This window comes from Rhodoferax sp. EU05-FHT12H12 (assembly GCF_058791215.1).
The window spans coordinates 284,472-297,921 of sequence record NZ_JBYTDI010000003.1 but is presented as its reverse complement, the minus strand read 5'-3'; the positions used below and the strand labels follow the sequence as shown (position 1 = coordinate 297,921).

Annotated in this window: 16 protein-coding genes; 8 read left to right on the top strand and 8 right to left on the bottom strand. The window is 61.1% G+C overall.

The genetic code is table 11. From position 1 onward, the window contains the following. Positions 1-6 precede the first annotated feature (6 nt). The 6 genes from nrdD (at position 7) to AC3WS7_RS10790 (ending at position 4,224) form a co-directional block, all read left to right on the top strand. The gene (gene nrdD, locus AC3WS7_RS10815; RefSeq protein ID WP_296472668.1) at positions 7-195 is read left to right on the top strand and encodes an anaerobic ribonucleoside-triphosphate reductase; all 189 of its coding nucleotides are present in this window, start codon (positions 7-9) and stop codon (positions 193-195) included. A gap of 19 nt (positions 196-214) precedes the next feature. Beyond that, positions 215-898, top strand: coding sequence for an anaerobic ribonucleoside-triphosphate reductase activating protein (locus tag AC3WS7_RS10810; RefSeq protein ID WP_492656541.1), 684 nt, complete (start codon positions 215-217; stop codon positions 896-898). A 201-nt stretch (positions 899-1,099) separates the two neighbouring features. After that, complete coding sequence (locus AC3WS7_RS10805) at positions 1,100-1,642, top strand: iron transporter (protein WP_492656344.1); 543 nt, start codon at positions 1,100-1,102, stop codon at positions 1,640-1,642. 24 nt (positions 1,643-1,666) lie between these two features. Then, positions 1,667-2,008, top strand: a complete 342-nt coding sequence (locus AC3WS7_RS10800; protein ID WP_492656343.1) for a cupredoxin domain-containing protein — start codon at positions 1,667-1,669, stop codon at positions 2,006-2,008. 3 nt (positions 2,009-2,011) lie between these two features. Beyond that, on the top strand, positions 2,012-2,845 hold the full coding sequence (locus tag AC3WS7_RS10795; RefSeq protein WP_492656342.1) for an FTR1 family iron permease: 834 nt from the start codon (positions 2,012-2,014) through the stop codon (positions 2,843-2,845). Positions 2,846-2,874: 29 nt separating this feature from the next. Then, a complete protein-coding gene (locus tag AC3WS7_RS10790) occupies positions 2,875-4,224 on the top strand; it encodes a 4Fe-4S binding protein (RefSeq protein ID WP_492656540.1) in 1,350 nt (449 codons plus the stop codon). 176 nt (positions 4,225-4,400) lie between these two features. Here the strand turns inward: AC3WS7_RS10790 and AC3WS7_RS10785 are convergent, their stop codons facing one another. The 6 genes from AC3WS7_RS10785 to glmS form a co-directional block, all read right to left on the bottom strand. Further along, positions 4,401-4,691: a ferredoxin reductase domain-containing protein gene (locus AC3WS7_RS10785; RefSeq protein ID WP_492656341.1), complete on the bottom strand. Its 291-nt coding sequence runs from the start codon at positions 4,689-4,691 to the stop codon at positions 4,401-4,403. A 249-nt stretch (positions 4,692-4,940) separates the two neighbouring features. After that, complete coding sequence (locus AC3WS7_RS10780) at positions 4,941-6,329, bottom strand: sensor histidine kinase (protein ID WP_492656340.1); 1,389 nt, start codon at positions 6,327-6,329, stop codon at positions 4,941-4,943. Continuing rightward, positions 6,292-6,978, bottom strand: coding sequence for a response regulator transcription factor (locus AC3WS7_RS10775; RefSeq protein ID WP_492656339.1), 687 nt, complete (start codon positions 6,976-6,978; stop codon positions 6,292-6,294). Before AC3WS7_RS10775 ends, AC3WS7_RS10780 begins: the two co-directional genes overlap by 38 nt. Positions 6,979-7,066: 88 nt before the next feature. Next, positions 7,067-7,510: a hypothetical protein gene (locus AC3WS7_RS10770; protein WP_492656338.1), complete on the bottom strand. Its 444-nt coding sequence runs from the start codon at positions 7,508-7,510 to the stop codon at positions 7,067-7,069. A 64-nt stretch (positions 7,511-7,574) separates the two neighbouring features. Continuing rightward, the gene (locus tag AC3WS7_RS10765; protein WP_492656337.1) at positions 7,575-8,402 is read right to left on the bottom strand and encodes a MipA/OmpV family protein; all 828 of its coding nucleotides are present in this window, start codon (positions 8,400-8,402) and stop codon (positions 7,575-7,577) included. Positions 8,403-8,745: 343 nt separating this feature from the next. Continuing rightward, positions 8,746-10,641: a glutamine--fructose-6-phosphate transaminase (isomerizing) gene (glmS, locus tag AC3WS7_RS10760; RefSeq protein WP_296472660.1), complete on the bottom strand. Its 1,896-nt coding sequence runs from the start codon at positions 10,639-10,641 to the stop codon at positions 8,746-8,748. 136 nt (positions 10,642-10,777) lie between these two features. On the opposite strand from glmS, the gene AC3WS7_RS10755 reads away from it, so the two are divergent. Continuing rightward, positions 10,778-11,260, top strand: coding sequence for an Lrp/AsnC family transcriptional regulator (locus tag AC3WS7_RS10755; RefSeq protein ID WP_296472659.1), 483 nt, complete (start codon positions 10,778-10,780; stop codon positions 11,258-11,260). Here AC3WS7_RS10755 and AC3WS7_RS10750 read toward each other — a convergent pair. After that, positions 11,246-12,202: a LysR family transcriptional regulator gene (locus AC3WS7_RS10750; protein ID WP_492656336.1), complete on the bottom strand. Its 957-nt coding sequence runs from the start codon at positions 12,200-12,202 to the stop codon at positions 11,246-11,248. The genes AC3WS7_RS10755 and AC3WS7_RS10750 overlap by 15 nt on opposite strands. 205 nt (positions 12,203-12,407) lie before the next feature. On the opposite strand from AC3WS7_RS10750, the gene AC3WS7_RS10745 reads away from it, so the two are divergent. Beyond that, positions 12,408-12,620, top strand: a complete 213-nt coding sequence (locus tag AC3WS7_RS10745) for a hypothetical protein (RefSeq protein WP_296472657.1) — start codon at positions 12,408-12,410, stop codon at positions 12,618-12,620. Positions 12,621-12,707: 87 nt separating this feature from the next. Here the strand turns inward: AC3WS7_RS10745 and AC3WS7_RS10740 are convergent, their stop codons facing one another. Next, the gene (locus AC3WS7_RS10740; RefSeq protein ID WP_492656335.1) at positions 12,708-13,448 is read right to left on the bottom strand and encodes a sensor histidine kinase; all 741 of its coding nucleotides are present in this window, start codon (positions 13,446-13,448) and stop codon (positions 12,708-12,710) included. Between the last annotated feature and the right edge of the window lie 2 nt (positions 13,449-13,450).

Here is a 13,450-nt window from a genome sequence, read left to right as displayed (position 1 = left end):
TATTACATGAACCACAGCACCACTGAATCTACCCCTCTGTCCGCTGCCGTGCAGCTCACCGACGCCGAGCGCCAACCCTGCGAGGTGTGGACCCGCGTCATGGGCTACCACCGCCCGGTGGCCAGCTTCAACATCGGCAAACAGGGCGAGCACCAGGAGCGCCAGTTCTTTGCCGAACAGCGCTGTGCGGGCTGAAACCTCCGCGCGCGATGCGATAGCGGCTGCCCGCGCGGGCACCGGCCTTCGGGTGGGTGGCCTGACCCGGCTGACCACCATTGACTTTCCGGGGCGTCTGGCGGCGGTGGTCTTTTGTCAGGGCTGCCCCTGGCGCTGCAGCTACTGCCACAACCCCGAACTGCTGGATGCCAACGCCCCCACCCCGTGGGACTGGGCGCAGGTGCTGGCTTTTTTGCACACCCGCCGGGGACTGCTCGACGGTGTGGTGTTCTCCGGCGGCGAGCCCACCTTGCAAACCGCACTACCCGAAGCGCTGCAGGCGGTGCGCGCGTTGGGCTTTGCAACCGCCCTGCACACCGGGGGCATGTACCCAGAGCGCCTGGCGGCCGTATTGCCCCAGCTGGATTGGGTGGGCCTGGACATCAAGGCTCCCCTGCACTGCCACGACGCGCTCACCGGCACCCCTGGCAGTGGTGCGCGCGCCCGGGAATCACTGCGCCTGCTATTGGCCAGCAACACAGGCCTCGAATGCCGGACGACATGGCATTCCGGCCTGTTTGCCGAGAATCAACTGCTTGCGCTCGCCGACGAATTGGTGGAATGCGGAGTGCAACACTGGGTTTTGCAGGCACATCGCTCGCCGCTCGGTGAATCGGCTGAGATTTCGCTGCCATTGCAACGAACTCTGTCGGGAAAATTCCAAAGTTTTCGTTTTCGCTGAGGTTACGGTTACCCGCACCGCTGTGCGTTCCAGCGCATCAAAATGCCGTGGCAGCACAGGCATTGATAAAAATCAAAATCATTCTCATTTAGAACGATTCAAATACCCAACCTGGGGCGATGCACCACATCGCAACCGAGAGTCACCCGCATCCACGATGTCGGCTCGAATCATCTTCTAAATGTCGAAAGTAAGCGCACCATGAAAACGAAACTGCTTTGCCTCGTACTCACCGGCTTGGCCCTCGCCGCCCCTCTGAGCCAGGCCGCCGAGACCCCGATTGGAAAACACCAGATCGTCAGCGGCATGGAGATTGGTGCGGTCTACCTGCAGCCGGTCAAGATGGAGCCGGACGGCATGATGAAACGGGTGGAAGAGTCCGATATCCACCTCGAAGCAGACATCCACGCCACCAAGAAAAACACCAACGGCTTTGCCGAAGGCGACTGGATGCCCAACCTGGTCATCAAATTTGAAATCACCAAGGTGGGTAGCAATTTCAAGGTCGAGGGCGACCTGATGCCCATGGTGGCCAGCGACGGCCCCCATTACGGTGACAACGTCAAGCTCGACGGCCCGGGCAAGTACAAGCTCAAGTTCACGGTGCAGCCGCCGTCGGCCAACGCCCACGGTCATTTCGGCCGCCATGTGGACAAGGAAACCGGCGTGGCCCCCTGGTTCAAGGCCTTCGACCTGAACTACGATTTCACTTTTGCCGGTACCGGTAAAAAAGGCGGCTACTAAGCCCTTGCCGCGTTGGGACTGACCATGCACAAACGACTCGCCCTGGCTGCGCTGGCCTGTCTGTGGATGCTGCCGCTGAGCGGCGCGCAGGCTGCAGACGAATTGCCGACCTTTCGCTTGGAGTGCAACAACGGCGTGTTCAAGCCGCAAAAGCTGGTTGTCCCGGCGGGCAAGAAAATCAAGATCGAGATTTTCAACACCGGCACCGAGGCCATCGAGTTCGAGAGCCTGCAGTTGCGCAAGGAAAAGGCGCTGAACCCGGGCGGTTCGTCCTTTGTTGTGATTTTTCCGCTGGAGCCAGGGGAATACAAGTTCTTCGACGACTTCCACATCCAGACCGGTCAAGGAAGCATTGTTGCCAAGTAAGCCATGCAGAACTTCAGCCAGATACTGTTCGTGATGTGGCGGGAAACCGTCGAGGCCATGCTGGTGGTGGGCATCTTGCATGCCTGGCTGTCGCACAACCCGCAGGGCAAGCCCGGCTTGAAATACCTGTGGCTGGGGGTGCTGGCGGGCTTGGGCGGCGCCTTCCTGCTGGGTTTGGGTATTGACGCGGTGAATGCCGTGCTGTCCGACGAAGGCCAGGAATACTTCCAGGCCGGTTTGCTGCTGGCGGCGGCGGGCCTCATTGTGCAAATGGTGTTCTGGATGCGTCGCCACGGGCAAAGCATGCGCCGGGACCTGGAGCAGTCGCTGGGGCACAGTACACAGCAGCAAAACTGGTGGGGCGTGTTTTCGCTGGCCGCGATTGCCGTCACCCGCGAGGGCAGCGAGGCGGTGCTGTTTTTGAGCAGCCTGGCCACGGGCGTCAATGGTCTGGGCGCCCCGTCTTTCTGGCTGGCGCTGGGCCTGGGTGTGGTGCTGGCTGCCGGCACTTTTTACCTGCTGCAACTGGGCGGCAAATACATTTCCTGGCGTGCGTTTTTCAAAGGCACGGAGATCATGTTGCTGCTGCTGGGCGGAGCCTTGCTGGTGGCGGGTGTGGACCGGCTGATTGGCGTGCAACTGGTGCCGGCCCTGGTGTCGCAGCTGTGGGACAGCTCGGGCGTGCTCGATGACGGCACCGTTTTGGGGGGCGTGGTGTCGGCCTTCACCGGCTACCGGGCGCGGCCCTCGCTGATGATTTTTCTGGTGTTTTGTCTGTATTGGGGTGGTGTGCAATGGATATCGCGGCCAACGCGCCAGCAACAAGCGCGCGCCTGAACGCGCTGAGCGTCGCTGCCGGCGACTGGCTGCGCCGACACGGGCGCTGGATTCGCGCCACCCAATGGGTGGTGGTGCTGTTTTATGGCACGCTGATCATCGTACCGGCGCTGTTGCCGCTGCCCGATGAAACAGCCCACGTATTCACCCACCTCACGGTGTTTGCCCAGTTCGTGTTCTGGGGCATCTGGTGGCCCTTCGTGCTGCTGAGCATGGTGCTCATGGGGCGGGTCTGGTGCGGCGTCTTGTGCCCCGAAGGATCCTTGTCGGAATGGGCCAGCCGCAAGGGGCGCAACCACGCCATACCGCACTGGATGCGCTGGGGCGGCTGGCCTTTCGTCGCCTTTGTGGGCACCACCGTCTACGGCCAGATGGTCAGTGTCTACCAGTACCCCAAGGCAGTGTTGCTGGTGCTGGGGGGCTCCACGGTGGCGGCCATTGCCATTGGTTATGTGTATGGCCGTGAAAAGCGGGTGTGGTGCAAGTACCTGTGTCCGGTCAGCGGAGTCTTTGGCCTGCTGAGCAAGTTGTCACCCCTGCATTTCAAGGTGGATGCGGCCGCCTGGCGCGCGTCCTACACCCCGCAAGGTGGGCGCACCATCCGCATCCAGCCGGTCAACTGCGCCCCGCTGGTGGCCATGCGCAAAATGGAAGGTGCCAGCGACTGCCACATGTGCGGGCGTTGCAGCGGCCACCGCGACGCCATCGCACTGACCGTGCGCTCGCCCAACACCGAAGTGGTGGCGCTGGGCGAACAGCTGGCCAATGGCTGGCAAACCCTGTTGATTCTGGTGGGCCTGCTGGGCATTGCCATCGGCGCTTTCCAGTGGACGGTGAACCCGCACTTTGGTGCGGCCAAGCAGTGGCTGGCGGAGTGGCTGATGGCGCGCGACATCTGGTGGCCCTTCGCCGAAAACGCGCCCTGGTGGCTGCTGACGAACTACCCCGCACAGCGCGACGTGTTTTCCTGGCTCGACGGCGGCTTGCTGCTGGCCTATATCTTTGGCATGGGCGCGGTCATGGGCCTGGGGCTGGCGTTGCCGCTGGCCGCGGCCAATCGGATGCTTGGCCCCTGGCGCACGCAGCGCTTTTACCACCTGAGCCAGGCCCTCGTTCCGCTGGCGGGTTGCGGCATCTTCCTGGGCTTGTCGGCGTTGACGGTGAACTTACTCAAGAGCGAAGGTGTTCCGGTGCATTGGGTCAATGACGTGCGCCTGCTGCTGCTGACCGCGGCCAATCTGTGGTCGCTGGTGCTGGCGCACGGCATTTGCCAGCGCTACGCCCCCCCGCGCAGCCGCCAGCTACTGGCCTTGGCGGCGGTGCTCCCTGCGCTGGCACTGGTGGACTACGCCTGGGCGCTGATGTTCTGGATCTGGTGACTGCAATGAGCGGCCTCCCATTGCGGCTTATCGGGGAATACTGAGGCTGTTGTTGTCATTATTTGTCTCCTTGCTCGATTCAGATGGAGGGATAGAAGAAACTCTGATACCGCTGGGGTAGAAAGCGTCTGCATAGACATGTTCTGGACTGACGCCTAGGTGTGCCACCAGTAAATTCAGAGCGTCAACCATTGCATGCGTTCCGCACAGGTAAGGTCGCGCTCAATAGCGTCAGTCATGAGCCCTGTCCGCTGCATTTCCCCGGCCTCACCGGTGGCCACTAGGATGTTGATGCAGATGTTGGAATGGTCTTTAGCCAGTTGGCGCAAGCGATCGGTGTCGTATACGTCTTGTTGGCTTCGAACACCAAAGTAGAGGTGGATTGGGTTGTTCATGCCCTCAGCAATTGCGCCTCGCACGATTGAGAGAACCGGGGCGATTCCTGTGCCTCCGCCGACGCAAGGCATTGGACCTGTATGTTTCTTGCGCAGTTAGCATGCTGTGCTTCCTAGCATCGTCAGGGAGTGCCATACCGGCGATGGCTGCTAGCTGTCCCAGTCTTGCCAAGGAGCAAACATCCTCCGAAATGTCAGGAAGGTGTTGGCGAACGAGATGCTTGAATTCCTTGTCTGAGTTTATTCCCAGAAACAAAGTCACCCGACCTTGATGGACCGGTGCAGCCTCATCAGGCATGGGATGAATTCAAAGTGAATTTTTCAATGCAGGTCTCTTTGAGGCGATACAACGTGCATTTGCAGCCCGGGGGCACCGAGCCGTGCTTCGATATGCCATCCGTGCGCCGAAACGATCTCCTTGCAAATGGACAGCCCGAGTCCCGCGCCCTCATCGCGCCTGGATGCGCCTCGCCAGAAGCGTTCAAAGAGTTTCTCCAGATGCTCGGGAGCAACGCCAGGCCCCTGGTCAGAGACGGAGAATCCGCTGGCATGCACCCGCAAATACACCGTGCCACCGGCCGGGCTGTGCTGAATAGCGTTCTCCAGCAGATTCTTGAGGAGCGTGAACACAGCTCCGCGATCCGCCATCCAGGTTGTTCCCACCGCATCCTCGAAGATCAGGCTGATCTGCACATGGCTGCGCTGCGCGACGCGGCTCATGAAATCAGATGCCTCCATCATGGCCACGCGGGGGGCGCATGCCTCCATGCGGTAGTTCCGCTCTTCGCTGGCCTCGGCCAGAAGCAGTAGTTGTTGCACCTGGCGTGCCATCCGGTCGATGTCCTGGATGAGATGCGGATTGCGAGTTTCTGGTGCCTCCATCTCTACCTGCGCCCGAATCAGCGCCAGCGGCGTCTTGAGTTCGTGCGCAGCATTGGCGAGGAATTCCTGCTGCGTCTGAAATCCCAGTTGGAGACGATCGAGGGCCCGATTGAACGCATCGACCAGCGGGACCAATTCGCTGGGAAGGCTTTGCAGATCAAGGCGATCACCCAGCGACTGTGGGGTGATGCGCTGCGCCTTGAGCGATGCAACCCGCAAGGGTCTGAGCGCACGCTGTAGCGTGAAATGCGCAGTGATCAGAAAAACAGCCAGAAACGTCACGCAGGTCGCCACCACGCCCTGAAGCAGTGCAGGCCGGCCAATGCTTTGCTGCACCTGCAGCACCAGGCGGTCGCTGAGGGCAAACTGCACGTACCAGGTTGTATCGCCACGCCTGGCAGGTACGGTGGCTGCATGCATGACAACGCCATGGCGAACCAGCTGAAAAGCCTTTCTCGAAGGGTCGAACTGCGCACCATCGGGTGCCAACGACTGCTTGCTGCCGTCTGAGGTGAAGTGCACCAGGCCTTGACTGTCGAGGATGCGCGCCGCCACTTCCTCCTGCAAGCTGCTGAACGCCCAAAGCTCGACCACCGTGTGGTCAAACCCCGTCGGCATTCCTGCTGCGTCAAACTGCACACTGGCAGCAATCTGCTGCGCCTTGTCGATGGTGCCGCTCTCCAACATGTACCGGTTGAAAGGTTCGGCCAGCACCATGACAACGACGCCCACGAGGGCAGCACTCAGCGCCATGCCCGCCACATAAACGAGCAGCAGGCGCGCGCGGAAACTACGGGGCCACCGAATCGTCACGAAGCGCATATCCATGGGCCCTGATGTTCACGATCTCCATGTGCGAGCCGATCGCCAGGAGCTTTCTGCGCAGGCGATGCAACGCAACGTCTAGCGCGTTGGGGGTGACTGCTTCAGAGATTCCCCATGCTGCAGCCTCCAACGCAGACCTGCGCACGATTTGGTCCGTCTTACGCAACAGGCACAGCATGATCTGCATCTCGGCGGGCGGCAACGTGATGGACTCTTCGCCGCACGCCAGACGGGCCTGCGCCGGAAACAGGCAAAGGTCTCCCAAAGCCGGATTCATCGCCCGCAAGGCGGCGGGACGCCGCAGCAGCGCTCGCACCCTGGCAATCAGCTCTTCCATGGGGAACGGTTTGGTGAGGTAGTCGTCCGCCCCGGACTCCAAGCCATCGACCCTGTCATGCAATGCGTCCCTGGCCGTCAACATCAGGCACGGGATGGTGTTGTCCGCCGATCTCAGGCGGCGGACCAGTTGGAGTCCATCCCCATCTGGCAACCCACGGTCTACCACCAAAGCACCGTAGCTGATGTCTCGCAAGACAAACCATGCGGACTCAATGTCCGGAAAAACGTCCACGCCAATTCCTGCGCCCGCCATCGCCTGGCGGACCAGGTTGGCGAGGCGTTCATGGTCTTCCACCAGTGCGATGCGGTTCATCTTTGTATCAATAGGGATCGCCAAGCTTAGTGCATGCATGCAGGGAATACCGCTGGCAAATCAACAGCCGACTGGCTGGCACGCCATCTCATGCATTCGTCAACGCCAGGAGGCGCTGCTGCACATCGGCGATGTAATCTGGCCCAGCCCCCCTTTCCAGGGCATAGTCCAGCCAAAGACCTTCCGCTGCGTAGCGACAGATCATTTGCGTTGCAGGGTCCATAGCGTCGCCGCTGCAGACCTCGTCGATGAAATCTGACCAGATCACCCGATACTCGGGAGTGCACATCAGCGAAGCCACTGCAGCACGCTCGTTCGGCCCCATGGCCATGGCGCTGGCGCATACCGCCCGGACATAGGCCCGCAGAAGCCGCGCAGGGCCAGGGGCTTCCGTACCCAGCGCATCTTCCAAGGCATGGCGGAACAGAGAAACGTGGTACTCAAAGAGCTCATCCAGCGCAATGGCGTGGACCTGCCCACTGAAAGGCGGTACGCACGGGAAGACACTGGACCGTACCAATGACAGCCCCATGCCTGTGCCGACCGCCCCCCCATCGGGAAGGGGCAGTGCGAAAGCGAGCGCGCAGCCTTGCATCTCAGAACCGGTAAAGATAGCCAACAGACACCCGCGATACGCTGGAGCGACCCACAATCGGGCTGTTCTTGATTTCTTCGGGCAAGCTCGTGGCGCTGACATCCACAAAAACCATTTGCTTTGGCCGGAACATGTAGTCCATCCGGACACCCACCTCCAGCGTAGAGGCAGCCTCGCCTGTGAACTGCGAGCGCCCTGGCAACGCCTCATGCGCCCGCACACCGAAGTAGTAGTCGACGTACTTCTTGTCGAGCCATTGGGCTTGAAGCCGTGGCGTAACGGCAAAACTGCCAAATCCAAAGCGGCGGTCCACTTGCAGTTGCAGTTTTTGCCCCTTGCTGTTGCTCGATAGATCGGAAAGCCATTCACCCGAGACCCGAACCACAGGATGGTTCCACGTCACAGCTGCCCCACCCCACAGGCCCCCTTTCCGCTCATCCATCCCGGTGAGCAATGGCGAGTCATCGGCTTTGAAGCCGCTGTCTTCGTACTTCAGCCGCCCCGCAAATGCCAGGGAACCAGTGGCGCCAAAGTCCTTGTTCGCAATTTTGAAGTCTGCGATGCCGCCGTTGATCCGGAGCCAGGAGTTCTCGTAGTACAGAATAGGAATGGCGCTGTTCTTGTTTTCCACGCCGGGATATGGACGTTGGGCCGATGAAATACCCAGACCCAGGCCCCAGGCTGAGGAAGTTTCTGGGGTTCCAGCCACGCCAGCATCTGATCGCACCTGGGCGCCAGCGGTAGCGCACCCCATGGTGCAAAGAACGGCAGCGACGACGGTGTGAATACGCAGTGAGCGATGGACTGCGGGGAGTTGTAGTTTTTGCATGAGCTCTTGCAAGGGTTTGTGAAGAGCTCATCGTGTTCGAGGTTCTATTACCAGGCACTTACTGGCGAGAGCGTGGTTTACTGCTCCAAAGCGGGCACAAACACGCATATGCCGTCCGTGCGACTCGGATCAATCGAATCGTCCCCGCGCCGCACAAGCCACGAGGCCGTCAACGCCCACGCGATAGTGCCGTGGTTTGAAGACTGCCGAGGTCGTACAAGTAATGCTCACCCCACTGAATCTGTCGAAACCACAAGTAAGCGACCGTAATTCCTAGTTCACAACCTTTTTTCCAGTTACCGACTGTTTTTTCAGCCCGCAACACTTGCACTTTGTGCCCCCACTACTCCACGGTCACACTCTTGGCCAGGTTGCGTGGCTTGTCCACATCGGTGCCGCGCGCACAGGCCGTGTGGTAGGCCAGCAGTTGCAAGGGCACCACGTGCAAGAGCGGTGACAGCTCACCGTAGTGCTCGGGCATGCGGATCACGTGCAGGCCCTCGCCGCTGTCGATGCGCGTATCGGCATCGGCCAGCACATAGAGCACACCACCACGCGCGCGCACCTCGTGCAGGTTGCTCTTGAGTTTTTCCAGCAGCGCGTCGTTGGGTGCCACGGTCACTACCGGCATCTCACTCGTCACCAGCGCCAGCGGGCCGTGTTTGAGTTCACCGGCGGCATAGGCTTCGGCGTGGATGTAGGTGATTTCCTTGAGCTTCAAGGCACCTTCCATGGCGATCGGGAAGTGCAGGCCACGCCCCAGGAACAGCGCGTTTTCTTTCTTCGCAAAGTCATCGGCCCAGGCCATGATTTGTGGCTCGAGTGCCAGCACCGCTTGCAGCGCGGCGGGCAGGTGGCGCATGGCCTTGAGGTGGCGTGCCTCATCGGCATCCGTCAACCGTCCCTTGGCTTGCGCCAGGCAAAGCGTCAGCAGGAACAGTCCCGCAAGCTGTGTGGTGAAGGCCTTGGTCGAAGCCACCCCGATTTCCACCCCCGCGCGGGTGACGTAAGCCAGACTGCACTCCCGCACCATGGCGCTGGTGGCCACATTGCAGATGGTCAGCGTGTGTTGCATACCCAGGCTTTGCGCATGGCGCAGGGCGGCCAGGGTGTCGGCGGTTTCACCGCTTTGGGTGATGGTGACGACCAGGGTGTTGGGGTTGGGTACCGAATCGCGGTAGCGGTACTCGCTGGCCACTTCTACCTGGCATGGCACTTTGGCGATGCTTTCGATCCAATACTTGGCGGCGCAGCCGCTGTAGTAGCTGGTGCCGCAGGCCAGGATCAGCACGCTGTCGATCTGCTTGAACACGCGCGCCGCGTTGGCACCGGGCGCATGGTTGCCCTGCTGGTCAAACAGCTCGGGGACGATTCCTTCCACGCCTTCCAGCGTGTCGGCAATGGCGCGCGGCTGCTCAAAAATCTCTTTTTGCATGTAGTGGCGGTAGGGGCCGAGTTCGGCCGCACCGCTATGTGCCACCACGGTTTTGACAGGGCGCTGGGCCGGGGTCACGGCCTTGTGGGCCTTGTCGATCAACCAGTACTTGCCCAGCTGCACGTCCACCACGTCACCTTCTTCCAGGTACACGATCTGGTCGGTCACCCCCGCCAGGGCCATAGCGTCGCTGGCCAGGAAGTGCTCCTGCCCGTCCTTGCCCACGCCCAGAATTAGGGGCGAGCCGGCGCGCGCGCCCACCAGGCGGTGCGGTTCGTCCTTGCAGAACACGGCAATGGCGTACGCACCATGCAGCTGCAGCACGGTGGCTTTCACGGCTTCAAACAAATCGCCGTCGTACAGGCTGTCAATCAGGTGGGCGATGACTTCAGTGTCTGTCTGGCTGTGGAACACATACCCCTTGGCCTTGAGTGCAGCCCGGAGTTCATCGTGGTTTTCGATGATGCCGTTGTGCACCAGGGCCACACGGCCGGGCTTGCTGTCGGCATCGGCACCGGTGCCATGGCTGAAGTGGGGGTGGGCGTTATGCACCACCGGTGCGCCATGGGTCGCCCAACGGGTATGGGCAATGCCCAACTGGCCCTGCACACCACCGCTCGCCACTTGTTCAATCAACTCGGCGACGCGTGAGGTACTGCGCGCGCGGCGCAAACCGGGTTGCCCATCTTGCGCATAGACCGCCACGCCGCAGGAGTCATACCCCCGGTACTCCAGACGCTCCAGGCCTTGCACCAGCACAGGAACAATGTTGCGGGTCGATACCGCGCCGACGATGCCACACATAAGCAGTCTCCCAATCTGTTAATGGCATGCATCGTAGGCAGAACACAGAAAAATATGCGTTCATATTTCATTTAAAAATGATCATTTATTTCACAAATTCATTGATGTAAATTTTTATTTCATTTATAAACAAAATATGGAATCAATAACACTAGATGCCGTGGACTTGCAGCTGCTGGCGGCCTTGCAACGCGATGCCAGCCTGAGCAATCAGGCCCTGGCCGCACTGGCCCACACCACGCCACCCACCTGCCTGCGCCGCGTCAAACGCCTGCGCGATGCGGGCCTGATCGAAAAGCAGATTGCATTGCTCAACCCGGAGCGCCTGGCCACCTCACTGGGCCATGGGCTGACGGCCATCGTCGAGATCACGCTGGACCGGCAAGATGCCGAGGCGCTGGAGCGGTTTGAGGCCCGCGTGGCGGACGAAACGGCCGTGCAGCAGTGCTACCGCGTGTCCCCCGGACCGGACTTTTGCCTGGTGGTGCACGCCCGCGACATGCCCGGCTACCAAGCGCTCACACAGCGCCTGTTCACGGCCGATGCCAATGTGCGCAATGTGAAGGCATTTTTCAGCGTCAAGCGCAGCAAGTTTGGGGCAGAGCTAGCGCTGGCTTAACACCGGGCCACAACCGGCGCCACACGCATCCATGGCGCTGGCCAGTTGCAAGCGGGTTTGCTCGGACAGGTAGTCCAGAAACACGCGCGTGCGCCGGGGCAAGAACTGGCGGCTGGGCAAGGCCGCGTACAAAAACATCTGCCCCGCAATCCAGGGCGGTATGACGCGCACCAACTCCCCACTGGCCAAAAAGGGCGCCACCAGCTCCACCGTGGCGGGGGCAATGCCAGCACCGTCCAGGGTGGCACGGATCAGGGTTTCGATGTGGTTGGACCAAACGACGGGGGTCACCGGCACATCCACAAAATCCTGCAAATTCTCCGAGTTCTTGAGGCGCCACAGGCGTGTACCCAAGTTACCGCCCTTGATACCCAGACAGTCGTGGGCCGACAAATCTTCGGGCCGCAGCGGCGTACCCTTGCGCTGCAAATACTCTGGCGACGCCACAAAAACGCCCTCGACGGCCGCAATTTTTCGAGCCACCACATCACCGTCGTAGGCCTCGTCGGCGGTGAACAAGGTGACATCATGGCCATCAATGGGCGGCTCCACGAACGACTCGACATTCACATGCAACACGATCTTGGGGTACAGGGCCCGAAAGCCCGCCACCAGCGGCGCCAGCACATAGGTCGCCAGCACCGGTGTGGCGAGCACATGCAGCTCACCGGCCAACTCCTGGGTGTGCAGGTTGGCCAGGGCGTCGGCCTCGTCAATGTCCTGCAAAATCGCACGCACCCGTACCAGGTAGGATTCACCCGCTTCGCTCAGCGACAGGCGCCGGGTAGAACGGTGCAAGAGCCGCGTCCCCAGGTGCTCTTCCAGGTCAGCCACCAGCCGCGTCACCACCGCGGGTGACATGTCCAAGGCCCGCGCGGCGGCGGCAAAGCCCCCCTCGTCGATCACCCGCTGAAACACACGCATTGAAAGAAGTCGGTCCATGGGGGCACTTTAAGGCGATATCAAGCCGCCATTATTGCCAAAATAGAAACGTACATGTGCTGCGTACGCTGTTTATCTTCTTAATCAGAAATTTTACAGTTCATCCCATCGACGAGACGCATGAATTTAACGCCCCATCGATGCTGTTCAGACGGTGTGATGCCCGCCAGAGCGGATTCTTCTAAACATTGAAAGGAACTTCATCATGAACAAGACTTCTATCGCCGCAATCGCTATTGCTTTGACTTCCGCATTTGCTGGCCAAGCCATGGCTGCCGACCAAGCCACTGACGCCAAGGCCAACCAGCAAGTGGCCGCCGCTCCCGCCGCCAAGGCCAGCGCCAAGCCCGCAGCTGAAACCCAAGGAAAGTCCTCGGCCGACGCATTTGCCGAGCTGGACAAAGTCAAGAAGTGGTAAGCACGGTAGCTGCAGCGATGCAGTGACCAGCGCACCCCGCAAAGCCCGGCATGTCCGGGTTTTTTTATGCGCGGAAGTTTGGCGCGTCTAGCGCTCGGCCTGGGGCCACGAGAGAGTCACCACACAGCCCTCAGGCTGGGCTGGCGCCAGTTGCAGGACTCCGCCCATGCGCTGGGCAGCCTTGGCCGCCAAGGCCAGCCCCACCCCCAACCCCGGGAACGCGCTGGCCGTGTGCAGGCGGCCAAATATGCGCAAGGCCTGCTCGGGGTGCGTGGCCGCAAAACCCGCGCCGTTGTCCTGCACGACCAGCGTCCAGCGGCCTGCTGACAGTTGGGCACGCACCCCGACGCGGGCCTGCGCTTCGGGCAAGCGGGAGGTAAATTTCCAGGCGTTATCCAACACCGCACGCAGCACCACACGCAGCAAAGTGGCATCCACGATCGCCGCGGTGTCCGGCACATCCACCTCCAAGGCCAACTGGCGTGGTGCATGGGCGTGCGCCAGTTCCGCGGCCACCTCGTACACCAGCGCCCGCAGGGCCACAGGCTCCGGCGCCAAAGGCAGCGCCCCTATGCGCGCGAGCTCGCGCAGTCCGTCCAGCATGACGCCCAAGTGCTGGGCGGAGCCAGCAATGGTGGCCAAAAAACCCTGGACTTCGGCAGACAGCTGGGGCCCGGCGTCCTCTTCCACCAGTTGGGCAAACGACACGATGTGCCGGAGTGGGGCACGCAGGTCGTGCGACACCGCAGAGGTGAATTCCTGCATCTCGCGCCGCACCGCCGCGAGTTCGGCTTCGAGTTCGGCTATGCGGGCTTGAGGATCTGACATGG